Source organism: Sphingobium fuliginis (genome assembly GCF_015074805.1).
Classification (GTDB): Bacteria; Pseudomonadota; Alphaproteobacteria; order Sphingomonadales; family Sphingomonadaceae; genus Sphingobium; species Sphingobium fuliginis.
On record NZ_CP060035.1, the window covers coordinates 489,049 to 515,318 of the forward strand.

General features: G+C 66.1%; 24 protein-coding genes, 1 tRNA gene and 1 other RNA gene. 19 read left to right on the forward strand and 7 right to left on the reverse strand.

The features are described from left to right. Positions 1-32: 32 nt before the first annotated feature. The 6 genes from H5V43_RS02325 to H5V43_RS02350 all read right to left on the reverse strand — a co-directional run bounded on the left by H5V43_RS02325 (position 33) and on the right by H5V43_RS02350 (position 5,347). On the reverse strand, positions 33-1,214 hold the full coding sequence (locus H5V43_RS02325) for a molybdopterin molybdotransferase MoeA (protein ID WP_193666742.1): 1,182 nt from the start codon (positions 1,212-1,214) through the stop codon (positions 33-35). Continuing rightward, the gene (gene moaC / locus H5V43_RS02330; RefSeq protein ID WP_025549266.1) at positions 1,211-1,696 is read right to left on the reverse strand and encodes a cyclic pyranopterin monophosphate synthase MoaC; all 486 of its coding nucleotides are present in this window, start codon (positions 1,694-1,696) and stop codon (positions 1,211-1,213) included. Before moaC ends, H5V43_RS02325 begins: the two co-directional genes overlap by 4 nt. Next, positions 1,693-2,484: an indole-3-glycerol phosphate synthase TrpC gene (trpC, locus tag H5V43_RS02335; RefSeq protein WP_025549265.1), complete on the reverse strand. Its 792-nt coding sequence runs from the start codon at positions 2,482-2,484 to the stop codon at positions 1,693-1,695. The genes moaC and trpC overlap by 4 nt, the downstream gene beginning before the upstream one ends. After that, positions 2,481-3,473 carry an anthranilate phosphoribosyltransferase gene (trpD, locus tag H5V43_RS02340; RefSeq protein ID WP_025549264.1) on the reverse strand — a complete coding sequence of 331 codons (993 nt, stop codon included), beginning with the start codon at positions 3,471-3,473 and terminating at the stop codon, positions 2,481-2,483. The genes trpC and trpD overlap by 4 nt, the downstream gene beginning before the upstream one ends. A gap of 370 nt (positions 3,474-3,843) precedes the next feature. Continuing rightward, positions 3,844-4,434, reverse strand: a complete 591-nt coding sequence (locus tag H5V43_RS02345; protein WP_025551081.1) for an anthranilate synthase component II — start codon at positions 4,432-4,434, stop codon at positions 3,844-3,846. 160 nt (positions 4,435-4,594) lie between these two features. Further along, positions 4,595-5,347: an NRDE family protein gene (locus H5V43_RS02350; RefSeq protein WP_025551083.1), complete on the reverse strand. Its 753-nt coding sequence runs from the start codon at positions 5,345-5,347 to the stop codon at positions 4,595-4,597. A 24-nt stretch (positions 5,348-5,371) separates the two neighbouring features. Between H5V43_RS02350 and ssrA the strand changes: the two genes are divergently transcribed. From ssrA to H5V43_RS02375, 5 genes are all read left to right on the forward strand, one after another. Then, positions 5,372-5,716: a transfer-messenger RNA gene (gene ssrA / locus H5V43_RS02355) on the forward strand. A 291-nt stretch (positions 5,717-6,007) separates the two neighbouring features. Then, positions 6,008-6,388 carry a tetratricopeptide repeat protein gene (locus H5V43_RS02360; RefSeq protein ID WP_025551084.1) on the forward strand — a complete coding sequence of 127 codons (381 nt, stop codon included), beginning with the start codon at positions 6,008-6,010 and terminating at the stop codon, positions 6,386-6,388. A 387-nt stretch (positions 6,389-6,775) separates the two neighbouring features. Next, positions 6,776-8,359: a hypothetical protein gene (locus tag H5V43_RS02365; RefSeq protein WP_193666743.1), complete on the forward strand. Its 1,584-nt coding sequence runs from the start codon at positions 6,776-6,778 to the stop codon at positions 8,357-8,359. A gap of 93 nt (positions 8,360-8,452) precedes the next feature. Then, on the forward strand, positions 8,453-11,134 hold the full coding sequence (locus H5V43_RS02370; protein WP_025551086.1) for a TonB-dependent receptor domain-containing protein: 2,682 nt from the start codon (positions 8,453-8,455) through the stop codon (positions 11,132-11,134). Between the two features lie 169 nt (positions 11,135-11,303). Then, positions 11,304-12,752 (forward strand): CYTH and CHAD domain-containing protein, encoded by a 1,449-nt coding sequence (locus H5V43_RS02375; protein WP_025551088.1) that lies wholly within the window; start codon positions 11,304-11,306, stop codon positions 12,750-12,752. A gap of 107 nt (positions 12,753-12,859) precedes the next feature. Here H5V43_RS02375 and H5V43_RS02380 read toward each other — a convergent pair whose 3' ends face one another. Continuing rightward, entirely contained in the window at positions 12,860-13,507 is a 648-nt protein-coding gene (locus tag H5V43_RS02380) for a prolyl hydroxylase family protein (RefSeq protein WP_171009974.1), read from the reverse strand. 171 nt (positions 13,508-13,678) lie between these two features. Between H5V43_RS02380 and H5V43_RS02385 the strand changes: the two genes are divergently transcribed. The 14 genes from H5V43_RS02385 (at position 13,679) to H5V43_RS02450 (ending at position 26,166) form a co-directional block, all read left to right on the forward strand. Continuing rightward, complete coding sequence (locus H5V43_RS02385) at positions 13,679-14,509, forward strand: type II secretion system protein N (protein ID WP_193666744.1); 831 nt, start codon at positions 13,679-13,681, stop codon at positions 14,507-14,509. After that, entirely contained in the window at positions 14,506-16,692 is a 2,187-nt protein-coding gene (gspD, locus tag H5V43_RS02390; RefSeq protein ID WP_025551091.1) for a type II secretion system secretin GspD, read from the forward strand. Before H5V43_RS02385 ends, gspD begins: the two co-directional genes overlap by 4 nt. Before the next feature lie 111 nt (positions 16,693-16,803). Beyond that, a complete protein-coding gene (gene gspE / locus H5V43_RS02395) occupies positions 16,804-18,348 on the forward strand; it encodes a type II secretion system ATPase GspE (RefSeq protein WP_272481264.1) in 1,545 nt (514 codons plus the stop codon). Further along, on the forward strand, positions 18,341-19,558 hold the full coding sequence (gene gspF / locus H5V43_RS02400; RefSeq protein ID WP_025551095.1) for a type II secretion system inner membrane protein GspF: 1,218 nt from the start codon (positions 18,341-18,343) through the stop codon (positions 19,556-19,558). Before gspE ends, gspF begins: the two co-directional genes overlap by 8 nt. Positions 19,559-19,801: 243 nt before the next feature. Further along, a complete protein-coding gene (gspG, locus tag H5V43_RS02405) occupies positions 19,802-20,263 on the forward strand; it encodes a type II secretion system major pseudopilin GspG (protein WP_137709218.1) in 462 nt (153 codons plus the stop codon). A gap of 91 nt (positions 20,264-20,354) precedes the next feature. Continuing rightward, positions 20,355-20,804 carry a GspH/FimT family pseudopilin gene (locus H5V43_RS02410; RefSeq protein WP_037484497.1) on the forward strand — a complete coding sequence of 150 codons (450 nt, stop codon included), beginning with the start codon at positions 20,355-20,357 and terminating at the stop codon, positions 20,802-20,804. Positions 20,805-20,814: 10 nt separating this feature from the next. After that, positions 20,815-21,198: a type II secretion system minor pseudopilin GspI gene (gene gspI / locus H5V43_RS02415; RefSeq protein WP_083199098.1), complete on the forward strand. Its 384-nt coding sequence runs from the start codon at positions 20,815-20,817 to the stop codon at positions 21,196-21,198. Further along, positions 21,195-21,932 carry a type II secretion system minor pseudopilin GspJ gene (gene gspJ / locus H5V43_RS02420; protein WP_244968648.1) on the forward strand — a complete coding sequence of 246 codons (738 nt, stop codon included), beginning with the start codon at positions 21,195-21,197 and terminating at the stop codon, positions 21,930-21,932. The genes gspI and gspJ overlap by 4 nt, the downstream gene beginning before the upstream one ends. After that, complete coding sequence (gene gspK / locus H5V43_RS02425) at positions 21,925-22,914, forward strand: type II secretion system minor pseudopilin GspK (protein WP_025550188.1); 990 nt, start codon at positions 21,925-21,927, stop codon at positions 22,912-22,914. Before gspJ ends, gspK begins: the two co-directional genes overlap by 8 nt. Then, the gene (gene gspL / locus H5V43_RS02430) at positions 22,911-24,023 is read left to right on the forward strand and encodes a type II secretion system protein GspL (RefSeq protein WP_193666745.1); all 1,113 of its coding nucleotides are present in this window, start codon (positions 22,911-22,913) and stop codon (positions 24,021-24,023) included. Before gspK ends, gspL begins: the two co-directional genes overlap by 4 nt. Continuing rightward, positions 24,020-24,505, forward strand: a complete 486-nt coding sequence (gene gspM, locus H5V43_RS02435; protein WP_025550187.1) for a type II secretion system protein GspM — start codon at positions 24,020-24,022, stop codon at positions 24,503-24,505. The genes gspL and gspM overlap by 4 nt, the downstream gene beginning before the upstream one ends. Beyond that, the gene (gene gspN / locus H5V43_RS02440; protein ID WP_025550186.1) at positions 24,502-25,224 is read left to right on the forward strand and encodes a type II secretion system protein N; all 723 of its coding nucleotides are present in this window, start codon (positions 24,502-24,504) and stop codon (positions 25,222-25,224) included. Before gspM ends, gspN begins: the two co-directional genes overlap by 4 nt. Further along, positions 25,221-25,982: a prepilin peptidase gene (locus H5V43_RS02445; protein ID WP_025550185.1), complete on the forward strand. Its 762-nt coding sequence runs from the start codon at positions 25,221-25,223 to the stop codon at positions 25,980-25,982. The genes gspN and H5V43_RS02445 overlap by 4 nt, the downstream gene beginning before the upstream one ends. Before the next feature lie 107 nt (positions 25,983-26,089). Then, a tRNA-Met gene (locus H5V43_RS02450) sits at positions 26,090-26,166 on the forward strand. Positions 26,167-26,270: the final 104 nt, after the last annotated feature.

Genomic DNA, 26,270 nt, shown 5'->3' on the forward strand with positions numbered 1-26,270 from the left:
CATTGGAAGGGGTCGCGCGGCGGCCCCTTTCCTTATGCGAGGGGAAGAACCGTGACGGGATCGCCGGCGGCGGCCGGAGCAGAGCCGGCAGGTCGCAGGATGAGGCAGTCGGCCATCGCCATGGCCGCGGTGGCGGCGCTGTCCTGCGATGTCACGGAAACGATGCCCGCTTCCGTGCGGAAGGCGCGAAGGTAATCGTCGCGTTCCCCCGTGGCGGGCAGCGGCGCGGCGAGCGTCGCCGGCGCGGTGCGGGGCAGGGGCGATGCCGCGCCCATCATGTTGCGGACCAGCGGCAACAGGAACAGCGTCGCCGTCACGAAGGCTGATACCGGATTGCCCGGCAGGCCCAGGAAGACGACGGAACCCAATGTCCCCGCCATCAACGGCTTGCCCGGACGCATGCGGATTTTCCAGAAATCGAGCGAGCCCCCGGCCTGGACGAAAGCCGGGCGGACGATGTCGTGATCGCCCACCGATGCGCCGCCGGTCGAAACGATGATGTCCGCCTGGCTGGCGTGGGCAAAGGCCTGGATCATGCCGGGGAGATCGTCCGGCACGATCCCCATATCGATGACATCGCAGGAAAGGCCGGCGAGCAGGGCGGCCAGCATGGGCGCGTTGGAGGAGGGAAGCTGGCCGGGCTGCGTCGGCGCACCGGGGGGCACGAGTTCGTTGCCTGTCGAGAGCAGGGCGACCCGGGCCCGCCGCGATACGGGCAGCGTCCCATGCCCGCCCAACACGGCGAGCGCGATCTGCGCCGCCCCCAATGCGCTGCCGGCCTTCAGCAAAAGGCCGTCCTTGCGGAAGTCGGAACCGGCCGGACGCACATGGCGGCCCTTCGTCAGCGCCTCCTCCAGTCCGCGCAGCATGTCCCCCTCGCGCGCGGCGTTTTCCTGAATCAGGATGCTGTCGGCGCCCTGCGGCAAGGGCGCGCCGGTGAAGATGCGGCAGGCCTGGCGGGGTTCGAGGGGCGGAGGCGGCGGGCCCCCCGCCGCGCTTTCGGCGGCGACCTGCCATGGCCCGGGCCATTCAGCGGCGCGCAGGGCATAGCCGTCCATGGCGGAAAGATCGGCCCAGGGCTGATCACGCAGCGCAACGACATCTTCCTTCAGCCAGCGTCCGGCGCAGGCGGGAATGGGCATATGCTCCGTCGGCAGCGGCCTTGCCAGCGCCATCAGGCGGCTCTGCGCCTCCGCGACCGGAAGCAGGCTCATGACGCCGGCCCGTCCCCAGCCGTCCAGTCGCCGGACTTGCCGCCGCTCTTGGCCAGCAGGCGCACGTCGCTGATGATCATGCCCTTGTCCAGCGCCTTGGCCATGTCATAGACCGTCAGCAACGCGACCGACGCGGCGGTCAGCGCCTCCATTTCCACGCCGGTCTGACCGGCGGTCTTCGCGGTCGCCGTCACGGTCACGCCGCTGCCGTCGAGATCGAGGTCGATGCTGACCGAACTGAGCGGAATCGGGTGGCAGAGCGGGATGAGGTCGGCGGTCCGCTTGGCCGCCATGATGCCCGCCACGCGGGCCACGGCCAGCACATCGCCCTTCTTCACCAATCCCTGCTCGATCGCTGCTGCTGCATCGGGACTCATGCTGATGCGGCCGCTCGCGACAGCCTTGCGCGCGGTCGTCGCCTTGGCGGAAACATCGACCATATGGGCCGACCCCTCCTCGTCCAGATGGGTGAGCTTGCTCATCGCCCCGTCAGCAGCCTGCGCGTGGCGGTTTCGACATCCTCCTGCCTCATCAGGGTTTCCCCCACCAGAAAGCAGCGCACGCCATGGTCCGACATGGCGAGCAGGTCGTCATGGCTGCCGATGCCGCTTTCCGCAACGAAGGTGCATCCTTCCGGAGCCTGTCCGACCAGTTCGTAGGTGCGGGCGAAATCGACCGTGAAGTCGCGCAGGTCGCGATTATTGACGCCGATCAGGCGCGAGCGGAGCTTCATCGCGCGCTCCAGTTCCTGCGCATCATGCACTTCAACCAGCGCATCCATGCCCAGGCCAAGGGCGGCGTCCTCTATTTCCGCCATCTGATTGTCGTCCAGCGCGGCGACGATGATCAGGATCGCGTCGGCGCCGAGCGACCGGCTTTCCAGCACCTGCCAGGGATCGACCATGAAATCCTTGCGCAGCACCGGCAGGGCGCAGGCCGATCGGGCCGCGACCAGATAATCGTCATGCCCCTGGAAATAAGGTTCGTCGGTCAGCACCGACAGGCAGGCCGCGCCACCCGCCGCATAGGCGCGGGCATGGGCGGGCGGATCGAAATCGGGGCGGATCAGGCCCTTGGACGGGCTGGCCTTCTTGATCTCCGCGATCAGGCCGAATCCGGAGCCGGCGGCACCGTCCAGCGCCTTGCGGAAGCCGCGCGGAGGCGTCTGTTCGGCGGCGCGGGCGTGAAGCGAGGAGATGGGCGTGGCGGCCTTGCGCCGGGCGACTTCCTCCCGCTTTACATCGCAGATTTCGATCAGCTTGTTCGTCATTTATAGGCTATCCAGCAATTGAGCAGCGCGTTGGCAAGGCCGCGGTCGATGGTTTCGGCGGCTTCCTCCACGCCTTCGCGGAAATCGGACACGGCGTCGGCTACGACAAGGGCGGCGGCGGCGTTCAGCAACACCGCGTCACGATAAGGCCCCGCTTCGCCTTGCAACAGGGCGCGCAGGGCGGCGGCGTTATAGGCGGGGTCGCCCCCCCTGATCGCCTCGACCGGATGGGTGGACAGGCCGAGTTCGGCAGCGGTCAGGCGGCGCGTCGCAACCAGCCTGCTGCCTTTCACCTCCGCCAGAGCATTGCCGCCGGCCAGCGACAGTTCGTCCAGTCCTTCGTCGCCGGAAACGATCATCGCATGATCGACGCCCAGTTCCGCAAGCGCCTCCGCATAGACGGGGACATAGTCCGGACGCGCTATGCCGACCAGTTGACGGCGCACCCCGGCCGGATTGGCGAGCGGCCCCATCAGGTTGAAGATGGTGCGTTCCCCGATCGCCCTGCGGATGGGGCCAAGCCGTTTGAGCGCGGGATGATAATTCTGCGCAAAAAGGAAACAGATGCCAAGATCGGCCAGCGTCGCTTCGGCTGTCGTGGCGGCGCGGTCCAGGTCCAGGCCGAGCGCTTCCAGCGTATCGGCTGCGCCCGCCTTGGAGGAAGCGGCGCGGTTGCCATGCTTGGCCACGGGCACGCCCGCCGCCGCGACCACCAGCGACACGGCGGTCGAAACGTTGAGGGTATGATGGCCATCGCCGCCCGTGCCGCAGACATCGATCGTGCCCGCCGGCGCCGTGACTGGGATCATCCGGTTACGCATGGCGCGGGCGGCGGCGGCAATTTCCGTTGCCGTCTCGCCACGCCGGGCCATGGCGATGAGAAAGCCCGCGATCTCCTCTTCCGGCAGGTTGCCGTCGAACAGCAGGTCGAAAGCCTTTGCGGCCTGTTGCGCGTCGAGTGGGGTGGCAGGATCGGGCAGGCGGGTCATCGACGCTGCCTTAATCATGGGAAGGCGCCGGAGTCGAGATGGGGAAGCGCGAAAGTCGTTATGGCAGCGCAATATGGTGCGCTAGGCGATGCGGTCGCAGGCGGCGAGATTTGCGGGTTTGCCGCCGCGGTCCCGCCTTCGCGTGATTTGCCGGACTGGCTGATTTGGGTGGATTGCGGACATTCCCCCTCCCGCAGGCGGGAGGGGGCTAGGGGGTGGGTTAGCGCGACATCAGCGGGAATTTGCAACGGCTAAGCTGGAAGCTCGCTGCGCTCGCACCCACCCCTAACCCCTCCCGCCTGCGGGAGGGGAATGTCTTGGATTGGCCATTCCCCCCCAAATTCCGAATTTGGTCTAAGGTGAGGCCGCTTCAGGCCGCCGCGCGTTCGCGAACCGGAATGCCGGCGATCCGCATGAAGTTCGCCAGCATGTCATGACCATGTTCGGTGGCGATGCTTTCCGGGTGGAACTGGACCGAATGGATCGGCAGGTCGCGATGCCGGAAACCCATGACCGAGCCGTCCTCGCTGGTGGCGTTGACGATCAGCGTTTCGGGAATCTCCTCGACGATCAGCGAATGGTAGCGGGTGGCCGTGAAGGGCGAAGGCAGCCCCTGAAACAGGCCCGTGCCGTCATGGGTGACGGGAGAGGTCTTGCCGTGCATCAGGCCGCCGCGCACCACCTTGCCGCCGAAATGCTGGCCGATCGACTGATGGCCCAGGCACACACCCAGCAGCGGCGCACCCGCATCGGCGCAGGCGGCCACGAGATCGAGGCTGACGCCCGCTTCATTGGGCGTGCACGGACCGGGCGACAGCAGAAATGCCTGCGCGCCGGTGGAAAGGGCCTGGCCGGCGGAAATGGCGTCGTTGCGGACAACCTCCACCTGCGCTCCCAATTCCATGAGATAATGGACGAGGTTCCAGGTGAAGCTGTCATAATTGTCGATGACGAGGATCATGCAGCGGCTTTAGCGCGGGATCGAAGCTTGGGGAAGGGCCGCATTTCCGCAGCGGCGGCGATTTGGGTGGGAAGCCGGACAGGGAGTGTCGACCCCAAGCGTATGTGCTTCCGCGAAGGGAGTGGCACGCATCGACTGGCGGTAGCGAATGGATTTCCCTTCATTCGCCCCTCTCGTCCCATTTGAAAGCCAAGCGGGTTTCACCGGTCTGCACGCCGTCCGGGTCGAAGCGGCGCTCCGAAATGACGCCTTGTCCCCGCGCGTCGACTGCGACGATCGTGCTGCATCGCGTGCCATAGACGGGATTGCGGATGAAGATGGGCGAGATCATCGCCTCCGCCGGAATGTCGGAGGGCGCATCGGGGGCAATGCCGGCGTGGGGCAGGCTTTCCGCGCGGAGGGCACCGAACAGCGTCAGAGGATCGTCGGCTCCGGCGACCAGCCAGTCGAGCAAGGCGGATTTGAGGGCGAGCGTCTTCGGCCAAGGCGCATCGAGCGTGCCGTTGGAAAGGCCATAGAGGCCAGGCGTGAGTTCCGTGCGCAGGAGGTGAGGGCGGTTGGTCAGGAACAGCGCTCGGTCCCGGTCGATCAGGATGAGATTGAACGGATTGAAATCCCCCAGCGGAGCCGTCTCGTCGCCGCTCAGAAGGTCTGTCACCAACGCGCCGCGGGACGCGCGATCGGGATCGGGCCCGCCATAGCCGCGCAGGTTGGTGACGATTGCGGCGCGCCCCTGTTCGGAAACGCCCAGCCAGGTTCCGCCGGAAAGCAGGTCCCGGCCTGCGATCAGATGGTCCGGCTGTTCCCAGCGGGCGAGCGGCGCTGCGGGGCGCGCGTGCAGTTCGTCACGATTGCCGATGAGGATCAGCCGCCAGCGGGGGTGCGCGTCCCAAGCCATTGCCATGATGCACATGCGTGTTTTCCTCCAGATCGGGAGCGGCTTGATAAACGGTCCGCGCCTCTCCATATAGGCCGGTGCCGGGTTCGCCCGGCTATGGTGATAAATCGTATCGTGCAATAGGCGCAGCGGACCCGGGGGCGGTACCCGGCGGCTCCACCACATTCCCCGTCGTTCCGGGGCGCGTGACGGGGCCGAACTAGGATCGACGTGTGTTGAAAAGCGATGCCTTCACCCGGCCTGAGTACGCCGTAAAAAGGTTCAAAACTCACAAGTGCCAACGATAACGAGGCTCTTGCTCTTGCTGCGTAATTGATGGCCTCACGGCCGGACATTACTCAAAAAGAACGCGGTTGAACCCACCGGGCAACAGAAGGGAATTCAGCGGCCGCCGGAGGGGCCGGGCAACAGAACCCTCCGGACCTTCCCTCACAATTCCACTTTTTCCAGTCGGCTGGTCGCGGGATCGCTGGCTCCCGCGCGGCTGCTCGCGAATCGATGAAGTCCGGAACGACTTCATTCGATTACACTTTTATGACAGTTAAAAGAAAAAGATATAAGATGTTGAATATAAGTCGATAAAAATCCTTTTCAGCGGATGCTCCTGCCCTTGCTCCCATGTCATCAAAGTGAAATACTTACAGCTATTATAGAAGGTTTTTTTGGAGGTTTTGGATGAGGAAGGCCGCAGCAATTTGTGGGTTGGTTCTGGCGGCGATGGCCCCGGCTGTGGCATCCGCTGCCGATGATACCATCATAGTGGGCGTGTCCGACAAGGGGCTGGCCTCCAAGGCGCTGGCAGCGGGGGACTATCAGGTCGCTGCTCGCCGGCTGGAGGCGCTACGGTCCGATTTCCCCGACGATCCGGCTCGACTCATTAATTTGGGAAATGCCTATGCCGGAATGGGGAAGGCAAAGGCGGCACGCAATGCATATCAGGCGGCGCGCTTCGCTCCTGACGCCGTGCTGGTGACGGCTGATGGGCAGGAAGGATCATCGCGGGAGATCGCTCGCAAGGCGATCGGCCGTCTGCAGACAAGTTACGCCATGCGCTGAACAGGCGCAAAGGCGGACACCCTGGGTGCAGGGAGCGGGGGCGTCGTCCTTTTGGGACGGCGCCCCTTTGTCCTTGCGGCTTGGAAGCTGTTCCGCCTTCATCAGGTGTCTAGATCGCGCTGCGTTCAATCTTACGCAGGCCGCGCGCTGCGGATGGCCCGATCCCATGGCAAGCAAAGCAAAGATCGGGGCGATGTCGCAAAAGTGAAACATGCGTCTTCAAACTGTCATTTGAAAGACCTCGATATGTCATAGAAGCGGCACAACCCTGTCATCTGTCGCGCCTAACTGCCGCCAGCAGGGCGACAGGGGGCGTTGTCCGATTCGAGTTTCTCCCCTGCGCTCCGCAACCTTTATGAAGCCGGCGAGCGCCGGGGCGGAGACTCCATGGTCAAGAATAACCGTTTCAACACCATCCTGATGGCGGGCTGTGCCTGTGCCGCGCTCAGCGCATGCGGTGCCAATGACGTCGCCTCGCCCGGCAGCGGCGGTGACATCACCATCAACTATCCCACCCCCACGCCGACTCCGACACCCACGCCGACCCCGTCGGCGACGGTAACCCCGGCAGGCGGTTGTCCGACCCTTCCGGCTGGCGCCAATCCGCTGGTCGATAGGGGCACCACCGCCACGACACCGACCGGTGTATGGCGCATCTGCGAACTGCCGTCGCGCATCAACCAGTCGATCACCCTGCCGAAGCTCGCCGGCCTGCTCTATTCGCTCCCCGGCCGCGTCGATGTCGGTTGCGACCGCGGACCCAGCGACAGCCAGATTCCCGCCAGCTGCACGCTGCCGTCCGTCACGCTCACCATCGAACCCGGCGTTATCGTCTATGGTGCCACCGGCACGTCCTGGCTCGCGGTCAATCGCGGCAACAAGATCAATGCCGTCGGCACGGCCGACAAGCCGATCATCTTCACCAGCAAGAGCAATATCGACGGCGCAGTGAACGACAATTCCATCGGTCAGTGGGGCGGCGTCGTGCTGATGGGCCGTGCCCGCATCACCGACTGCACCACCGGCTCGGTCGGCGCGGGCACCTGCGAGCGCCAGACCGAAGGCGCGGCGGACCCGGCGATCTATGGCGGTACCCTCGACACCGACAATAGCGGCACGATGAAATATGTGCAGATCCGCTATTCGGGCTATGTGCTGGGCGCCAACACCGAATTGCAGGCGCTGACCACAGAAGGCATCGGCAGCGGCACCACGCTGGAATATATCCAGAGCCACAACAGTTCGGACGACGGCGCCGAATTCTTTGGCGGCACCGTCAAGATGAAGCACTACATCGCCACCGGCGCGGATGACGACAGCCTCGACATCGACACCGGCTTGCAGGGCTTCTTCCAATATGTGCTGATCGTGCAGCGCCCTGGTCAGGGCGACGCGCTGATGGAGGTCGACAGCAACGGCTTTGAAGGCGATACGCCGCGCCAGAAGACCATCGTTGCCAACTTCACCGCGATCCAGGCGCAGTCGAGCGCCAATAACGACGCCAATGACCAGGCCTCGATCCTGTTGCGCGGCAATGCGGACCTGACTCTCGTTAACGGCATCGTCAACTCCCCGAACAACGAGTGCCTTCGCATGAACGGCAGCGGCACCACTCCGGCGACGCTGACAGCCCGTTCGGTCGTGATGGCGTGCAACGCCACCAAATATCTCGGCACGGGCAGCATCACCGCGGCGCAGGTCGCGACAGCCTTCGGTTCGGGTTCGAACGGCAATAACGACGCTTTCACCATCTCGCTGAGCAGCCTGTTCATCAATGGTGCCGGCGAAACGGCTGTGACTCCGTTCGATGCCAAGACGCTGGACGCCTATTTCGACACGACCAGCTATGTCGGGGCGGTCAAGGACGCGAATGACAATTGGTACAAGGGTTGGACCTGCAACTCCGCCACGGCGGCGTTCGACACCACCAGCAACGCCAACCGCGCCTGCACTTCGCTGCCGGTCACCTAAGCGCCCGACGCAGCCATGAACGGGGCGGGCGCGGCTTTCAAACGAGCCGTTTCCCGCCCCGATCTCGCAATTCCAATATTTAGGGGACATTCGATGGCGACGCCGCTCAAGCTTGCGGGCCTGCTGCTCATTTCATCCGCGCTGGTCGCACCGGCTGCAATCGCGCAAACCGCCAGCGCACCGGCCGCCGGTTCTCAGCCGACCGATCCCGCCCCGGTGCCGGGCCAGCCCGCAAAGGAAGCGGATCAGGGTTCCGTGCCCGACATTTCCATTCCCGGCAGCGACATCATCGTCACGGGCCGCCGCGGCGCGAATATCCAGAAGAGCGCGCCCGCCGTCGTGTCGATCCTGTCGTCCGCCGATATTGCCCGGACAGGCGACGGCAACATCGCCGGCGCCCTGGGCCGCGTCACCGGCCTTAGCGTGGTGGGTAGCGGCTATGTCTATGTGCGCGGCCTTGGCGACCGCTATTCGCTGGCGCTCCTGAACGGCTCCCCCCTGCCGAGCCCCGAACCGCTGAAGCGGGTCGTGCCGCTCGACCTGTTCCCGACCAATATCGTCTCGTCCTCACTGGTGCAGAAGAGCTATTCGGCCAATTACCCAGGCGAGTTCGGCGGCGGGGTCATCAATCTCACGACCAGCGTCATCCCGGCAGAAAGCTTCGTCACGGTGAGCGGTGGCATCGGCGCCAATGATGAGACGACCGCGCAAATGGGTTACACCTATTATGGCAGCGGCAGCGACTGGACCGGCTTCGACAACGGTTCGCGCGACATTCCGCCGGCGCTCAAGGCCTTCTTCCGGAGCGGCGAGCGGATCAGCTCGGGCAATGTCGACACCGGCGCGATCGCCGGCCAGCTCGTCAGTTTCGACAATGCACTGGTCCAGCGGGTGCAGGACGTGGCGCCCAACTATAGCGCGACCATCTCCGGCGGGACCTCCTTCGATCTGGGCGGGGCGGTGTTGGGCCTGATCGCGACGGCGGGCTACAGCAACCGTTGGGTGACGCGTGACCAGACGCAACAAAACTCGCTGACGCCTGATCTTGGAACGCTGGAAAATGATTTCCGGCGGGTGACGACCGACAATCGCATCATCGTCAACGGGCTGCTGGGTGTCGGTCTGGAATTCGGGGACAACAAGATCCGCTGGACCAACCTCTATATACGCGACACGCTGAAGCATACGCGGCTGGGCGTCGGCCATCGGCAGGAAACGGCCGTCGACTTCATGCAGCAGGATACCGCCTGGTATGAAAGGCAGTTGATCGACACGCAGGTCGTCGGTGAGTTCAAGTTGACGCCGGAACTGAGCCTGGACGTGCGGGGCGGCTTCGCCAACTCACAACGCGAGGCTCCGGCCGAACTGACCCTGGAATATGTCCGCACCAATTCGGCGTCCGATCCCTTGGGTCAATATTTCGTGAACCGCCTGAACAATGGCAATGGTGGCGACGCGACGATCAGCTATTCCGACCTTAACGAGGATCTGTGGTCGAGCGGCATCGACCTCAGCTATCGGCCGACACCCGAACTGTCGCTGACCGCGGGCTATGCCTTCCTGAACACCAGCCGCACAAGCTCCCGCCGCGACTTCCAGTTCACGGCGCCCAGCACTTTCCCTGAAGGGGTGGCGCTGCTGCGACCGGACCTGTTGCTTCGGCCGAGCGTAATCGACACCTTCGACATCGTCCTCATCGAAACCAATGAGGGCAATCCGGCTTTCCGAGCGCGGCTGCGCAATCATGCGGGCTATGGCAAGTTCAATTGGCAGATCACTCCGCAACTGTCGATCGATGCCGGCGTCCGCTATGAAAAAGCGAAGGAGACGGTGTCGCCGATCCAGGTTTTCAGCACGCCCGGTGCCAGCCTAGCCGCGACCAGTCTGAAGAACGATTATTGGCTGCCGTCGGCTACAGTGACCTGGCAGGTCCGCCCTGATATGCAGTTCCGCGTCAATGCGTCGAAGACCATCGCCCGGCCGCAGTTCCGCGAGTTGATCTATCAATTCTACTTCGATCCGGATACGAACCGCCGTTATCAGGGCAATCCCTACCTTCAGGACAGCCAGCTTTATAATGGAGAGGCGCGTTTCGAATGGTATTTTGCCCGAGACCAGCGCTTCTCGCTGTCGGGTTTTTACAAGCGGATCAAGAATCCGATCGAAACCTTCATCTCGGGAGGCGAGTTCATCACCAGCTTTGCCAATGCGCCCAAGGCGAACCTGTATGGCGGCGAAGTCGAATTGCAGAAATATGTCGATCTGTCGGGCGTCGGCAGCGATGCGTTTTTCGCAACGCGGCGTTTGGTGGCGATCGCCAATTATACCTATACCAAGTCAAAGCTGAAGGTCGGCGCCGATGATCCGGTTGCGGTGTTCGGTTCCTCGTCGGGCAACGCGACCGACTTCTTCCGCGATGGAGCGCCGCTGACGGGCCAGTCAGATCATCTGGTAAACCTGCAGCTTGGGATCGAAGATCAGGAAAGCCTGTCGCAGCAGACGCTGATCCTGTCCTATGCCAGCAAGCGCGTGACCAGCCGTGGTCTGGCTAACCAGAACCAGCCGGATGTCTATGAACGGCCACCGATCAATCTGGACTTCGTCGCACGGCAGGGCGTGCATGTGGCGGGTCGCCAGTTTGACGTGAAGTTCGAGGCCCGTAACATCCTGGATAAGGATTATAGGGAAACGCAATCGAACGGGACCAATATGGTCGTCTATAACGCGTATCGCATCGGGCGGACGTTCAATTTTTCGCTCTCGACGACCTTCTGAAAGCCCGTTGTCGAGGGGATGGGGATGCCGCCTCTCGACCCTCCGCCGGTCTTTGCCTGATCCTCCTCATGTCTCCGCATGGGGAGGATTGCGTTTGCTAACGGGCTGATTGGCGCGACGGGGCTGTTCGTGATAGTTCGAACTCCAGGCAGATGCGCGGAGGCGGCGCATGAAGCGGGAAGTCGAACTGAAGCTGGAACTGGCGCCCGATGCGGCGGATGCTTTCGGGCGACTGGACTGGCTCCCGGCGGACAGCGATGTGGCGACATTGCGGTCCATCTATTTCGACACGGCGCAGCGGGATCTGGCGGGCCGGGGGATCAGCCTGCGTATTCGCCGGTCGAACGGCCAGCGGGTGCAGACGGTCAAGGCCGATGGAGAGGGCGGCGCGGGCCTGTTCGCGCGGGCGGAATGGGAAATGCCGGTTGCGGACGATGCGCCGGTGCTGGATGCCCGGACGCCGATAGCCGAGCTGCTGGGGCAGGGGGTGCATGGCATCCAGCCTGTCTTCCATGCCGAAGTCGAGCGGCGCAGATGGATCGTGCGGCAGGATAATGCCCTGATCGAACTGGTGCTGGACCGGGGGCATGTGAGCGCCGGGGACCGGCAGGCCGCGATCTGCGAAGTCGAACTGGAACTGAAATCCGGCTCACCGGGCGCCCTGTTCCTCCTCGCGCGGCGGATCGACGCCGAAATGCCGGTCCGTCCCGGCGTGCTGACGAAGGCGGAGCGAGGATACCGGCTGCGCGACCGGCTTGCCGCCTTCGTCAAGGCGGAACCGGTGGCGCTCGACCCGTCGATGCGGGCGGAGGAGGCATTGTCGCGGATCGCGGGAAGCTGCCTGCGGCACTATCGGCTGAACGAGGCGCTGCTGCTGGATCATTATGATTCAAGGGCGCTGCACCAGGCACGGGTGGCGATCCGCCGGTTACGCTCGGCCCTTTCGCTGTTCAGGCCCATGCTGGCTCCTGCGGATGTGGAGCGCTTCCAGGGCGAGCTCAAATGGCTGGCGGCTATGCTGGGCGAGGCGCGCAATCTGGATGTGCTGGCCGAACGGGTCGAGACGGAGGAACTGCGCGAGCGATGGGATGCGGTTCGGGGCGAGGTGCATGGCCGCGTGCAGGAATGGCTGCGCTCGGCCCGGGTTCGCATGCTGCTGATCGATCTTGTCGAATGGCTGACCCTGGGCGCGGGGCATGGCGGGGGCAAGGTGCAGGCGATGCGGGACGAGCCGGCGGCGGACTTTGCCGCGCGGCGCTTGCGGCGGCTGCGCAGGCGGATCGCGAAGGAGGGCAGGGGGCTTGCCGGATTGAGCGACGAAGCGCGCCACGAGGTGCGCAAGGATGCCAAGAAACTGCGCTACGCCTCCGAATTCTTCGCCGGGCTGTTCGAGGGCGGGAAGGCGCGGCGGCGGCGGGGCAAATTCATCGCCGCGCTGGAACAGGTGCAGTCGGAACTGGGCGCATTGAATGATCTGGTCGCCGCGCCGGGGTTGCTGGCGCATTATGGGCTGGGGGGAGAGGAAGCCAGGCTGCGCCCGAAGCGGAAACGGAAATTATTGGGCGCCGCGGCCCGCGCCCATGAGGATTTGCTGGAGGCCCCTCGCTTCTGGCGGTGAGGGTATTTGCGGCGATGGATGGAGAGCGGATGGTCTGAGCGCCGCCCTCTCCATGAAGCATGTCGCGCTTGATGGGCTGCCAATGGTCATTCGCGACCCACCCCCGATCACCCCCAGGGCCGTTCGCGATACCATTTGGTGATCACATGCTTGACGCCGCTGCGTACTTTCATGCCGTGGTGGATGCTGGCGGGATTATAGGCCCCCGGACCCAGCCGGTTGTTCCACGCCAGCAGCTTGCCGGTTTCGGGCTGTACCGTCTTGCCGATCTTGACGAAGCGGGTCGCTCCGCCCGCCGCCGGTTCGTTCAGATAGACCATCAGCGTCCATGTGCGGTTCCCGGAAACCGCACAGAAGCGTTCGAAATCGGGGCCCTTGGGTTCGAAATAGTCGGTATGCGCCTTGAATTCCTGACCGACGGAATAGCGCTGTCCCTGAATGGGTTCGCCATGGGCGGGATCGATGCCGGCGAAGGCGGCAAGCTTCGCGTCGATCCTCGCCACAAGCGGGTCGGAAGCGTCCAGGTCGCATGTCTCGCTGGTGCGGAAATATCCGTCGCCATTCGCGTCCGCGATGGTGGAGGGGCGGCGGTGGGCGTCGATCCGTTCGATCAGGCCGGCACATTCCTCCGCCGACAGGAAATGGCGCTGGATGAACAGAACCAGGTCGCGGCTGGGCACGCGCTGGATGCGGGGGTGGGATGCGATCCAGGCAGGATCGGCGTCGGGCGCGGCGGGAGGGAGGCTATCGGCCATCGGCAGGGTCCAGGAAGCGGAAATCCGGCCTTTTGCTATCGCTGGCCGCGCGAAATGCAAGCGCTGTCGCTTCGGCCGTTGCGATTGTCATCAAAGCGTCACAATAGTGTCATCCGGTAGTAAAACCAATTTTCTAGCAGGCGCCGATATCAAGGGGGATGAACGACGCGCATGCGTGTGGCTTTCAGCGAGAATATCCGGAACATGGGCGGACGGTTGCGGCCGATCGACTGGTTGTCGGCGGTCGAGAAGCTGTTGCTGGGCCTGCTGGCGCTGCAATGCGCGGCGCTCGTCTGGACGGTGCTGACGCCCGTCGGCAGTTTCGGCCCCTGGGAAGGGAGGCAGGCCCGCTTCCTTTCCGTCGCGGAACGGCAGGCGCTGTTTTCCAGCTTCGATCCCTTTTATCGCGGCGGTCCGCAACAGGCGGGCGGCGGCGTCGTGACCTCCCTGGCGCTGACCGTTTACGGCATCCGCCTGAACGAAGGGTCCGGACTGGGCTCCGCGATCGTGGCGGGGCCGGATGGGGTGCAGAACAGCTTTGCCGTGGGTGAGGAGATCATGCCCGGCGTGGTGTTGAAGGCGGTCGCCTTCGACCATATCACCATCGACCGCGGCGGGGCGGAGGAGCAGGTGTTTCTCGACCAGTCGCAGCCCGCGCCGACGGCCATGCCGGATGGCGGAACGCCCGCCGGTTCGCCGCCTTCGCCGGTGGCGGGAACGGACAATCCGACCGCCGACATGCTGAAACGCGACGTCGGCTACACCCCCCGGATGCAGAATGGGCGCGTGACCGGCCTCATCCTGACGGCCAAGGGCCCCGGCTTCCAACAGGCCGGCTTCCAGCCCGGCGACATCGTCACCCAGGTCGACGGCCAGCCCATCGGATCGGTGAGCGATCTTCAGGCGCTGCAGGGCAGGATCATGCCCGGCGCGCGCATTTCCCTGTCGGTGGAGCGCGGCGCGGCCATGTCCTCCGTCAACCTGACACTGCAAGGCCAATGACCAGAAAACTGCTTCTTTCCGCCGCCATGGCCCTCGCGCTGGCGGCTCCCATCGCATCGCCGGTCATGGCGCAGCAGACGCTGAACGTGCGCGACGCCGACATCCGCGCCTTCATCCAGGATGCGGCGCGGGTGACCGGGCGGACCTTCATCATCGACAACCGCGTGGCGGGGAAAGTGTCGGTCGTGACCGACCGGCCGCTGTCGCGATCCGAATATTTCGAGATTTTCCTGTCGACGCTGCGGGCGAACGGGCTGGTGGCGGTGCCGGCGCCGGGCGGCGCCTATCGCATCCAGCCGGCGGACGGTGCGGCGGGCCAGCCCAGCGCCGTGGGCCGCGCGGCCAATCGCAACCAGTTCGTGACGGAGGTGTTCCGCCTGCGCTCCATCGACGCGGCGAGCGCGCTGGAAACGCTGCGGCCGCTGGTCAGCAAGGATGGCTCCGTGACGGCGAACCGGGCCGGGAACAGCGTGGTCGTGGCGGACTATGCCGACAATATCGGGCGCATCCGGCAGGTGATCGCGCGGATCGACCGGGATACGGCCTCGACCACCACGGTCGTGCTGAAAAATGCCGGGGCGCGGGAGATCGCGACGTCCCTGCAGGCGCTGGTGACGACGGGCGGGGAAGGGGCGGCGAAGCCCGCAACCATCGTGCCCATCGACAGCAGCAATGCCGTCGCGATCCGGGGCGATGCCGGGACGGTGGCGCGGCTGGCGCAGATGGCGCGCGACCTCGACCGGCAGGCCGCGAGCGGGACCGAGATCCGCGTCTACTGGCTGGAACATGCCGATGCCGAAAAGCTGCTGCCGGTGTTGCAGCAACTGGTGGGGCAGGCGACCGCTTCGTCCGTGACCGCCTCCACCCCTGCGGCGGGAACCGCGCCCTCCGCGGCGCCAGCCGCCGCTTCAACCGCGGTGGCGGGGCCGGGCGGTTCGGGCGGCAACGGGATTTCGTCGCGCGGGCCCGCCATCGTGACCCGCTATGAGGGCGCCAATGCGATCATCGTCGCGGCCAACAGCGACGTGCAGCGGATGCTGGGCGAGACGATCCGCCAGATCGACACAAGGCGCGAACAGGTGCTGGTGGAGGCGATCATCGTCGAGATCAGCGACGCCGCCGCCAAGAAGCTGGGCGTGCAATTCCTGATCGGCAGCACCAAGACGGGTTTTGCCGCGACCAATTATTCCAATGCTTCACCCAATATCTTGACGTTGGCAGGCGCGATCGCCGCCGATCGGCTGGGCGAGACGACGACGACCGTCGTGGCGCCGGACGGCACCCGAACGGAGACGAGGACGCGGGAAAATGGCGACCTTGCCAATACGCTGCAACAGGCGGCGGTCGACAGCCTGATGAACGCGACCGGCGGCTTCGGCGGGGTGGCGACGTCGCTCGGGCGGAACGGGATTTTCGGCGCGATCATCAATGCTGTCAAATCCGATACCGACAGCAACATCCTGTCCACGCCTTCTGTGATGACGCTGGACAATCAGAAGGCGTCGATACTGGTCGGCCAGCAGGTGCCGGTGACCACGGGCGAGGCGCTGAGCCAGAATTTCGACAACCAGTTCCGCACCGTCCAGCGGCAGGATGTCGGCATCAAGCTGGAGGTGAAGCCCCAGATCAACACTGGCGGCGCGATCAAGCTGTTCCTGAAGCAGGAGGTGTCCAGCGTCGCCGGGCCGGTGTCGAACAACAACAGCGACCTCATCATCAACAAGCGCGAGATCGAGACGACCGTGACGGTCGACGATGGCGAGATATTGGCGCTGGGCGGCCTGCTGGACGACAATGAGCGCAAGACGATCGAGCGCATTCCGCTGCTGTCCGACATTCCCGGCATTGGCGAATTGTTCAAGTCGCGCAGCAAGAGCCGGACCAAGACCAACCTCATGGTCTTCATCCGCCCCACCATATTGCGTTCGAAGGAAGATGCGCAGAAGCTGACGCAGCAGCGCTACGGCTATATCCGCGGCATGCAGTTGCAGCGCAACCCGGAACAGGAACCGGGCATTGACGAGCTGGTGCGCGACTATATGGGCGCGACCCCGCCCTCCGCCGCGCCGCAGCCGGGCGACGCCGTGGTGCAGCCGCCCGCCGAGATCATCGAACCGACCGCCCGCCAGTCGAGCGGGGTGGTGCGGCCCGTGGACATCCCGGAAAGCGAGCAACCGAAATGATCGGGAAGCGGGCTTCCTCTCCGTTCGGGCTGAGCTTGTCGAAACCCTTCGCTTTTCTTCCTTTCAGGAAAGGACTGGGCTTCGACAAGCTCAGTCCGAACGGAGGTTAGGGTGCAGGAAGCCGCTTCTGCTTCTGGCGATATCCCCCCGCATATCGCGCCGCGCGCCGTCGACATACCCTATGTCTTCGCGCGAAAGCACGGCGTGGTCATGCTGCCGCCGGATGGAGAGCGGCTGACCATCGCCGTTCGCGAAGGCAGCGATCCGCGCGTCCTGCTGGAGGTGCGGCGGCATCTGGCGCGCAGCTTCGACGTGCGTTTCGTCGATGCCGCGCAGTTCGACCGGCATCTGTCGGATCATTATGCGATGGAGGGCAGCGCCGCCGCCATGGCGGGATCGCTCGATGTCGGGGCGGACGAGCTGGACATCCTCGCCGCCGACATTCCGACCGCCGACGATCTGCTCGACAGCGCCGATGACGCACCCGCCATCCGCCTCATCAACGGCATCATTGCCGAAGCGGCGCGGCAGGGCGTGTCGGACATCCATATCGAACCCTATGAGACCGGGCTGATCGTGCGGATGCGCGTCGACGGCGTGCTGCGGGAGACGCTGCGCATGCCGCCCCATGTCGCGCCGGTCGTCGTCAGCCGCATCAAGGTGATGGCCCGCCTCGACATAGCCGAGCGGCGCGTGCCGCAGGACGGGCGGATCGGGCTGACGCTGGGCGGGAAACTGCTCGACGTGCGCGTTTCCACCCTGCCGAGCCGGGCGGGAGAGCGGGTGGTGCTGCGCATTCTCGACAAGGAGAATGCGGGCATGAACCTCGACCTGCTGGGCATGGCCGGGGCGGCGGACCGGATTTTCCGGGAGGGGTTGCAGGAACCCAATGGCATCATCCTCGTCACCGGGCCGACGGGGTCGGGCAAGACGACGACGCTCTATGCGGGCCTCAGGCAGCTCAACGACGGCACGCGCAACATCCTGACGGTCGAGGACCCGGTCGAATATGCGATCGAGGGCGTCGGCCAGACGCAGGTGAATGCGAAGGTGGGCCTGACCTTCGCGGCCGGCCTGCGCGCCATCCTGCGTCAGGACCCCGATGTGGTGATGGTGGGCGAAATCCGTGACCGGGAGACTGCCGAAATCGCCGTGCAGGCGTCCCTGACGGGGCATCTGGTGCTGTCCACCGTCCACACCAATGACGCGGTGGGTGCGATCACGCGGATGCGCGACATGCGGGTGGAACCGTTCCTGCTCGCCTCCACCCTGCGCGCCGTGATCGCGCAGCGGCTGGTGCGGCGGCTCTGCCAGCATTGCCGGGAGCCGGTGCAGGCGGACAAGTCGGCCAGCGCCCTGCTGGGCTTCGATCCGGGCACGATCATCTATCGGGCGCGGGGATGCGAGTCATGCAACGGCACCGGCTACAAGGGCCGCATCGGCGTGTTCGAGGCGATCCGGGTGGACGATACGATCCGGCGGCTGATCAATGACGGCGGCGATGAATCGCTGATCGCGCGCCATGCTTTCCTGAACGCGCCCAATCTGGGTTCGGCGGCGCGTGCGCTGGTGCGCGACGGCCAGACGACGGCGGAAGAAGCGATCCGCGTGTCGCGGCGCGACGCGGGCGAGGTGGAAACCATCACCGATGGCTGAGTTCGACTATATCGCCATCGACCCCGCCGGGCGTGAGCGCAAGGGCGCGATCAAGGCTGAAACGGTCGAGGATGCGCGGGCGAAGCTGGACTCGCGCAAGCTGTTCATCGTGCGGATCGAGCCGGGCGCGGTGGAAAAGGCGCGCAGGCGGGCAGGGTTGTCGTTCGGCGCGCCGCGCCTTTCGGCCAAGGAACTGACGCTGTTCACCCGGCAGTTGTCGACGCTGATCCAGGTCAGTCCGCTGGAGGAATCGCTCCGCACCATCGGGCGGCAGAGCGAGCAGGCGCATGTGCAGGCGATTGTCGGCAAGGTGCATTCGGGCGTGCTGGAGGGGCGGCGGCTGGCCGACGCCCTGGGCGCCGAGCCGAGGAGCTTTCCGCCGCTCTACCGCGCGATGATTTCAGCGGGCGAGAGTTCCGGCAGCCTGCCCACGATCATGGAGCGCCTGTCCGACCTCATGGAGCGGCAGGCGGTGATCCGGTCGAAAGTGCTGACCGCCATCGCCTATCCTTCCGTGCTTGCCGCCTTTGCGGTGTGCGTGGTCGCGGCGCTGATGATCTTCGTCGTGCCCAAGGTGGTGGAGCAGTTCGATACGGTGGGCCAGCAACTGCCGCTGCTCACCCGCATGGTGATGGGTATTTCCGCCTTTCTGGCGGGCTATTGGTGGCTTCTGGCGATCCTGCTGGGGGTGGCTGGCTTCGGCTTCTGGCGGGCGCTGAAGGTCGAAAGCTTCCGCTATCGCTTCGATGCGATGCTGCTGCGCCTGCCATTGCTGGGGCGGCTGATCCGCGACCTGCATGCGGCGCGGATGGCGCGCACCCTGTCGACCATGGTGGCGAGCCGCCTGCCGCTGATGGAGGGCTTGTCGCTTACCGCCCAGACGGTGCACAACCGGGTGCTGCGGCAGGCTTCGGAGGAGATCGTGGAGGCCATTCGCGGCGGCGGCAGCCTGTCGGCAGCGCTGCGGCGGGCGGGCGTGTTTCCGCCTTTGCTCGTCTATCTGGCGGCCAGCGGGGAGAGCGCGGGGCGGCTGGACACCATGCTGGAGAGGGCGGCGGACTATCTGGAGCGGGAATTCGACAGCTTCACCTCTGCCGCGCTCGCCATGCTGGAGCCGGTCATCATCATCGCCATGGGCGGCATCGTCGCCGTCATCATCCTGTCCATCCTGCTGCCCATCCTGCAATTGCAGAGCCTTACCGGGGCCTGAGGAGTGTTTATGCGCAAGATCCTTTCTTTCCGTCATTCCCGTGAAGGCGGGAATCCATCGCCTGAACGTTCCCCCTGGCGTTTCTTGTGGGAGATGGATTGGCTGCGCCGAACTGGCGTTTCCCGCCTTTGCGGGAATGACGTCAGGAGAGGGGAAGGAGAGAACGGCTTCGGGTCTCCGAGCCGCTCCGCCGAACACGGCTTCAGGTCTTTGAGACGTTCCGCCGAACACGGCTTCACGCCCGTGAGGCGTTCCGCCGAACACGGCTTCACGCCCGTGAGGCGTTCCGCCGAACACGGCTTCACGCTGGTCGAACTGATGGTCGTGATCGTCATCATCGGCCTGCTTGCCACCATCGTGGCGATCAACGTCATCCCGGCGACGGATACCGCGCGGGTGGAGAAGGCGAAGGCCGACATCGCCACCATCGAACAGGCGCTGGAACAATATCGGCTCGACAATCTGGCCTATCCGTCCGCGACCGATGGGTTGCAGGCGCTGATCAACCCGCCGGCCGCGCTCGCCCAGCCGCAGCGTTACCGGCGCGGGGGGTATATCAAGAAGCTGCCGAACGATCCCTGGGGCCGGCCGTACCACTATGCGGTGCCGGGGCGGAAGGGCGCGTTCGACATCAGTTCGCTGGGAGCGGACGGGCAGCCGGGTGGCGACAATGAAAATGCCGACATCTATTCCAGCGAGCTTTGATCGCCGGCGGCAAGGCTCCGGATCTTTGAGGCGTTCTGCCGAACACGGCTTCAGGTCTTTTAGACGTTCCGCCGAACACGGCTTCGAGTCTATGATACGTTCCGCCGAACACGGCTTCACGTTGATCGAGCTGATGGTCGTGCTGACGATCATCGGCTTCATTTCGGCCGCAGTGGTGTTGGCGATCCCCGACCCTCGCGGCCGGGTGATCGAGGATGCCGACCGCTTCGCCGCTCGCCTTGCCGCGGCGCGCGACGAAGCGGTCGTTACCGCGCGGCCCATGGGGGTATGGGTATCGGCCTCGGGCTATGGCTTCCAACGCCGCGATGGCGGGCAATGGGTGGGGCTGGAGGACAAGCCCTTCGCCACCGCCAACTGGAAGGCCGGGACGCGGGCGCTGGTCGGGAAGGACGGACGGCAGCAGATCGGCTTCGACGGCACGGGACTTCCGACCGATCCCATGACGGTAATCCTTGCCCGCGAGGGAGAGCGGGTCTCGATTTCGGTCGATATGGCCGGAAAGGTCGTTGTCGGTGGGTAGGACGCGCCGCATGCGGTCACGCTGCCGCAAGGCGCGTGGGGAGGAGCAAGGCTTCACCCTGCTCGAAATGCTCGTCGCGCTCGCGGTCTTCAGCCTGGCCGCCCTGGCGCTCGTCCGCCTGCAAGGGGTGACTCTGCACACCGCCGCCGACCTCGACAGCAAGGCGATGGGTCAGATCGTCGCGCGCAACCTGATGGTGGAGGTGCAGACCGATCCCGCGCCGCCTTCGCTCGGCAGTGAAGAAGGCGATGTCGACAATGGCGGGCGGCGCTGGCACTGGACACGGCAGGTCAAGGCGACCGATGACAAGCGTCTGCTGCAAGTCGATCTTGCCGTCGACGGTCAGGCGGGCTCCTCCCCCGTGGTGCTGAGCTTCGTGCGGGTGGTGCAATGAGGCAGGCAGGTTCCACCGGACACGGCTTCGGGTCTCTGAGACGTTCCGCCGAACACGGCTTCGGGTCTCTGAGACGTTCCGCCGAACACGGCTTCAGGTCTTCTAGACGTTCCGCCGAACACGGCTTCACGCTGATCGAACTGCTCGTCGCCCTGATGATCTTCGCCATGCTGGCGGCGGCGGGGGTGCTGCTGCTGGGCAATAGCGTATCGGCAGAGGCGCAGATCAAGCTGCGGCTGGACGACATGGCGGCGGTGCAGCGGGCGAGCGGGGCGCTGGCGGCCGATCTGGGGCAGGCGGTGCCGCGCATCAGCCGCACGGAGGCAGGCACGCTGGCGCCCGCCTTCTGGTCGCATCGCGAGGGGGAGAGCCAGCCCATCCTCCAGTTCGTGCGCGGCGGCTGGGACAATCTGGGCGATCTGCCGCGGCCGTCGCTGCAGAAGGTCGAATATTGGGTGCGGCAGGGGCGGCTGGAACGGCGCACCTATGCGCAGGTCGACGGCGCGGCGGGCGACGAGCCGGCCGCGTTGCTCACCAGGGTCGGCGACGTCGCGTTGCGCTTCCGCGACTCCAGCGGCGACTGGCGCGACGAATGGGTGCCCACCCAGCCCGACCTGATGCCCCGTGCCGTGGAGATGACGGTGACGCGAACCGGCGAGCCGCCGGTGACGCTGCGTTTCCTGGTGGGGCCGGGTCCGGCGGAAAAGCAGGAAGGGGTGCCAGCCAATGGTTGACCCCCGCAAGCCGGGAGAGCGCGGCGCGGCGCTGTTGACCGTGCTGCTGCTGGTGGCGGTGATGGCGGTGGTCGCCTCCACCGCGTTGGAGCGGCTGGCGCTGGCCACGCGGATGACCGGCAATGGCGGCGCGGTCGATCAGGCGCGCGCCTTTGCCGATGCCGGCACGGAGATCGCCCGGATGCGCATAGGCGATCTGGTTGCGGCCAATCCGGGCAAGACGACGCTGGCCGGCAACTGGATGGGAACGCCGCAGGCCATATCCGTGCCGGGCGGGGTCGCCACGGCGCGGGTGACGGACGGGGGCAATTGCTTCAACCTCAACAGCGTGGTCGCGGGCGAGACCGAGGCTGATCTGAAGGTGCGCCCGGTGGGCGTATCGCAGTTCCAGGCGCTGTTGCAGGCGCTGGGCGTCGATGCGCGGCAGGCGCAGGTGGCGGCGGCGTCGCTGGCGGACTGGATCGACACGGACGGCGTGCCGCAGCCCGGCGGCGCGGAGGACGAGACCTATGCGCGGGCGCCGCGGCCTTATCGCACGGCCAACCGTTTCATGGTCGATCCCAGCGAATTGCGGGCGGTCAACGGGGTAACGCCGGCCATTTACGGGCTGGTGCGGCCATGGGTCTGCGCCCTGCCGACCGCCGATCTGTCGCCCATCAACATCAATACGCTGCTGCCCGATCAGGCGCCGCTTTTCGCCATGCTGATGCAGGGGCAGCTGAGTGTCGCGCAGGCGCGGCAATTGCTGGCGCAGCGGCCGGTGGATGGCTACGGCAGTACGGTGGAATTCTGGCGCGCCCCGTCGCTGGCGGGGCTCAGCCCGCTGGAAGAGGCGGCACAGCAGGTCAGGTTGACGACGGGATTTTTCGGAGTGGAAGTGTCGGTGGATGTCGGGGGAACGCAGGTGGTCGAACGGGCGCTGATCGATGCGCGGCAAAGCCCGGCCAAGCTGATACGCCGCAATTGGGGGACCGGCGCGTGAGCGAGGGATTGATCGTCGCCCTGCCGGAACGGCCGGGCGCGGAGCCGCTGTGGATGCGGGTGGCGAACGGTGCCGTGGTGCAGAAAGGGGCGGGGACGAACTGGCTCGTGGCTTGCGGCCTCACGGCGCTGCCCGGGGATATGACGGTGATGCTGGTGCCGCCGGCGGCGCTGGTGACGCTGCACCGGGGCGCCTATCCCGATCTGCCTGCCCGGCAGGGGAGGGCGGCGGCACGGCTGGCGGCCATGGCGGGCGGGATCGTGCCCGCGGACCAGCTTTTCGCCGCAGCCGACGACAATGACGATCCGGCGCGGCCGCATTGCGTCGCCGTGGCTGCGAGGGCCGACATGCAGCACTGGCTGCTCTGGGCGCAGCATCATGGGCTTGATCCGGACATCATCGTGCCTGCCCCGCTGCTGCTGCCCGAACCGCAGGAGGGGTTCGAGCGCGCTGTGGTCGGCGGCGAAGCGGTGCTGCGCGGGAGCGACCTGGCGCTGGCGGGCGACCTGGCCCTGCCGGAACTGATCGGCGATGCCGCCGTGCGCGACGTTCCCGCGGACCAGATCGAAGCGCGGGCGATTGCCGCGCTGGACCGGCCGCCGCTCGACTTGCGGCAGGGCGACTTCGCCAAGCGGGTGCGGCGGTCCTTCGATAAACCGACGATGGCGCGCATCGCGGTCTGGAGCGGGCTGATCCTGCTGGTCAGCCTGTCCATCGCGCTGGTCGGCCTTGCCAAGCAGCATTTCGCGGCGAGCGCGCTGGACGCGGAAAGCCTGGCCCTGGCGCGGCAGGTGGTGCCGGGGGCGACCGACGTCCTCCAGGCGGAGGCGGAGATGGACCGTCAACTCGCTGCGCGCGGGGCGGGCGGCTATGCCTTCACCGCGCCGGTTTCGGGCCTGTTGAGCGCGATGCAGGATGTGCCCGGCGTGTCGCTGACGGCTTTGTCGCGCGATCCGGACGGGATGATCCGCGCCACGCTGGCGGCGGCGAAGGGGGATGACATCAACAGCGTGCTGCTGGCCTTGCAGGCGGCGGGCTTCGCCATCACGGCGACGCCTTCGCAGGACCCCGGCGGGCGGATGCTCGCGGACATAACGGTGCGGTCATGATGGAACGGTTGCAGGCATTATGGGGCGAACGGAGTCCCCGCGAACAGTGGATGCTGGGCGTGATGTTCGCGCTGCTGGCGGTGGTGATCCTGTGGCTGGGCGTGGTGCGGCCGCTCGACGCTGCACAGCGTTCGGCCCGCGACGGGTTGCGGGAGGCGACCGATCGCAATGCCGCCATCCGCGCCAAGGTGAAGCTGCTGAAGTCGCTGCCGCGCACGGCGGCGACAGTCGACTCGGGCGTGCCGTTGGACCAGTTCATCGGCCAGAGCGCCGGCGAGGCGGGGCTGACGCTGGAACGCGCGCAGGCGCAGGGCGCCGACCGGGTCGACATGGCCATTGCCTCGGTGCGGCCGGTTGCGCTGTTATCATGGCTCTCCGTCCTGGAGGCAGAGGGCATCCGGATCGAAACGATGAGCGCGCGGCCGGCGGCGACGGCGGGCAGCGTCGCGGTGCAGGCGGTGCTGGTGCGGGGCGGGCAATGATGGGGCTCAGCCTTTCGCGGCGGGTGCGCATCGCGCTCATCGCTGTGTTCGCATTGGGATTCCTCATCTTCCTGCCGATGCGCGTCGCGCTCGGCATGGCGGGTCTGGAGCGGCTGGGCGTGGCGGCGCGGGAGGTGCGCGGCACGGTGTGGAGCGGCGGGATCGACCGGCTGATGCTGGGCACGGTGTCGCTGGGGTCGGTCCATGCGGGCCTGTCGCCCGTGTCGCTGCTGGTCGGACGGGCGCGGTTCGACGTCTGGCGGCGCAATGGCGCAGCGGACGATCTGAGCGGCGCGCTGACGGTCGGCTTTGGACGCATGGGGATCGACGATGTGACGGGCGCGGTGCCGCTGGGCCGGACCTTCGCGCCGCTGCCGGTAAGCAGCTTCGTCATGGACGATGTGTCGGCCTGGTTCTCCGGCGACCGCTGCGGCCATGCCGAGGGACGGGTCCGTGCGCAGATGGCGGGGCAGTTTCCGGGACTGAACCTGTCGCAGGGCCTTTCGGGCGTGGCCAGTTGCGACGGCGAAGCGCTGCTGTTGCCGCTGGTCAGCCAGTCGGGGCTGGAAAAGGTCAATCTGCGCATCTGGCGATCGGGCCGCTATCAGGCGGAAATGCGGGTGGAAACCGCCGACGCGACGCTGGGCGAGGCGTTGGCCAAGGCGGGCTTTGCCGATGCCGGGGGCGCGCGGGTGCTGAAGATCGAAGGGACGCTGTGATTGAGGTCTTCCCCGCCCTGCTGGGCGCGACAGCCGGAGCCATAGCCGGGAGTTTCCTTGCCACGATCGTCCTGCGCTGGCCGCAGGGGCGCAGCGTGCTGCGCGGCCGGTCGGCCTGTGACGGCTGCGGGCGGATTCTCAGCGTCTTCGATCTCGTGCCGATGGCAAGCGCGCTGGCGCAGCGAGGGCGGTGCCGGACCTGCGGCGCGCCCATCGATCCGCTGCATGGACGGATGGAGGCGGGATGCGCGATCATCGGCGCGCTCGCCCTGGGCTTTTCGCCCGATCCGGGCGGGGCGGGATGGGCTCTGCTGGGCTGGCTGCTCCTGACGCTGGCGGTGCTCGACCGGCGGCATTTCTGGCTGCCCGACGCGTTGACCCTGCCATTGGCGTTCCTGGGCTTCACCCTTGGTCCCTGGACGACCGACGCGACGATGGGGGATCGGGCGATCGGCGCGCTGGCCGGCTATCTGACGCTGCTGCTGGTCGCGCTCGGCTATCGGCGCTTCCGGCGACGCGAAGGGCTGGGTCTGGGCGATGCCAAGCTGCTGGGTGCGCTCGGCGCCTGGTTCGGCTGGCAGGCCTTGCCCTTCATCCTGCTGCTGGCGGCGAGCGTGGGACTGCTGGCGGTCCTCGCGGCCATGGCGACAGGCGGGAGGGTGGACGGCACGACGCGCGTGCCGCTGGGGACTTTCCTCGCCCTGGCCGCGGTGCCGGGATGGTGGCTTGCAACCGTCCTTGCCAGTGCAGGCGGATGACCCGGGCAGAGAAATTTCACGATGCTGTGAAACCCCGTTGACCCATCAGCCCGCTCTGCTTATAGCGCCGCCTCACCGCAGGGCATGGCCCGGCGGACGGCCCATGGGGCGGAGTAGCTCAGCTGGTTAGAGCAGCGGAATCATAATCCGCGTGTCGGGGGTTCAAGTCCCTCCTCCGCTACCACCTTTACACACAGTCAGGCCCAGGCGGATTTTCCGCTTGCATTCGTCCTTTCCTGTTGCACTAATGTTGCAATGCACAACCAGCCGATGGCCGGCTGAGGGAGG

Excerpts from the sequence above, each read along its gene's own strand:
- H5V43_RS02375 (WP_025551088.1), top strand. The coding sequence starts at position 11,304 with ATGAAGCGGGAAGTCGAACTGAAGCTGGAACTGGCGCCCGATGCGGCG.
- gspI (WP_083199098.1), top strand. The coding sequence starts at position 20,815 with ATGCGGTCACGCTGCCGCAAGGCGCGTGGGGAGGAGCAAGGCTTCACC.
- gspK (WP_025550188.1), top strand. The coding sequence starts at position 21,925 with ATGGTTGACCCCCGCAAGCCGGGAGAGCGCGGCGCGGCGCTGTTGACC.
- gspM (WP_025550187.1), top strand. The coding sequence starts at position 24,020 with ATGATGGAACGGTTGCAGGCATTATGGGGCGAACGGAGTCCCCGCGAA.
- gspF (WP_025551095.1), top strand. The coding sequence starts at position 18,341 with ATGGCTGAGTTCGACTATATCGCCATCGACCCCGCCGGGCGTGAGCGC.
- H5V43_RS02360 (WP_025551084.1), top strand. The coding sequence starts at position 6,008 with ATGAGGAAGGCCGCAGCAATTTGTGGGTTGGTTCTGGCGGCGATGGCC.
- H5V43_RS02380 (WP_171009974.1), bottom strand. The coding sequence starts at position 13,507 with ATGGCCGATAGCCTCCCTCCCGCCGCGCCCGACGCCGATCCTGCCTGG.
- H5V43_RS02345 (WP_025551081.1), bottom strand. The coding sequence starts at position 4,434 with ATGATCCTCGTCATCGACAATTATGACAGCTTCACCTGGAACCTCGTC.
- H5V43_RS02350 (WP_025551083.1), bottom strand. The coding sequence starts at position 5,347 with ATGTGCATCATGGCAATGGCTTGGGACGCGCACCCCCGCTGGCGGCTG.
- gspJ (WP_244968648.1), top strand. The coding sequence starts at position 21,195 with ATGAGGCAGGCAGGTTCCACCGGACACGGCTTCGGGTCTCTGAGACGT.
- moaC (WP_025549266.1), bottom strand. The coding sequence starts at position 1,696 with ATGAGCAAGCTCACCCATCTGGACGAGGAGGGGTCGGCCCATATGGTC.
- trpD (WP_025549264.1), bottom strand. The coding sequence starts at position 3,473 with ATGACCCGCCTGCCCGATCCTGCCACCCCACTCGACGCGCAACAGGCC.
- H5V43_RS02385 (WP_193666744.1), top strand. The coding sequence starts at position 13,679 with ATGCGTGTGGCTTTCAGCGAGAATATCCGGAACATGGGCGGACGGTTG.
- H5V43_RS02365 (WP_193666743.1), top strand. The coding sequence starts at position 6,776 with ATGGTCAAGAATAACCGTTTCAACACCATCCTGATGGCGGGCTGTGCC.
- H5V43_RS02410 (WP_037484497.1), top strand. The coding sequence starts at position 20,355 with ATGATACGTTCCGCCGAACACGGCTTCACGTTGATCGAGCTGATGGTC.
- gspD (WP_025551091.1), top strand. The coding sequence starts at position 14,506 with ATGACCAGAAAACTGCTTCTTTCCGCCGCCATGGCCCTCGCGCTGGCG.
- trpC (WP_025549265.1), bottom strand. The coding sequence starts at position 2,484 with ATGACGAACAAGCTGATCGAAATCTGCGATGTAAAGCGGGAGGAAGTC.
- H5V43_RS02325 (WP_193666742.1), bottom strand. The coding sequence starts at position 1,214 with ATGAGCCTGCTTCCGGTCGCGGAGGCGCAGAGCCGCCTGATGGCGCTG.
- gspN (WP_025550186.1), top strand. The coding sequence starts at position 24,502 with ATGATGGGGCTCAGCCTTTCGCGGCGGGTGCGCATCGCGCTCATCGCT.
- H5V43_RS02370 (WP_025551086.1), top strand. The coding sequence starts at position 8,453 with ATGGCGACGCCGCTCAAGCTTGCGGGCCTGCTGCTCATTTCATCCGCG.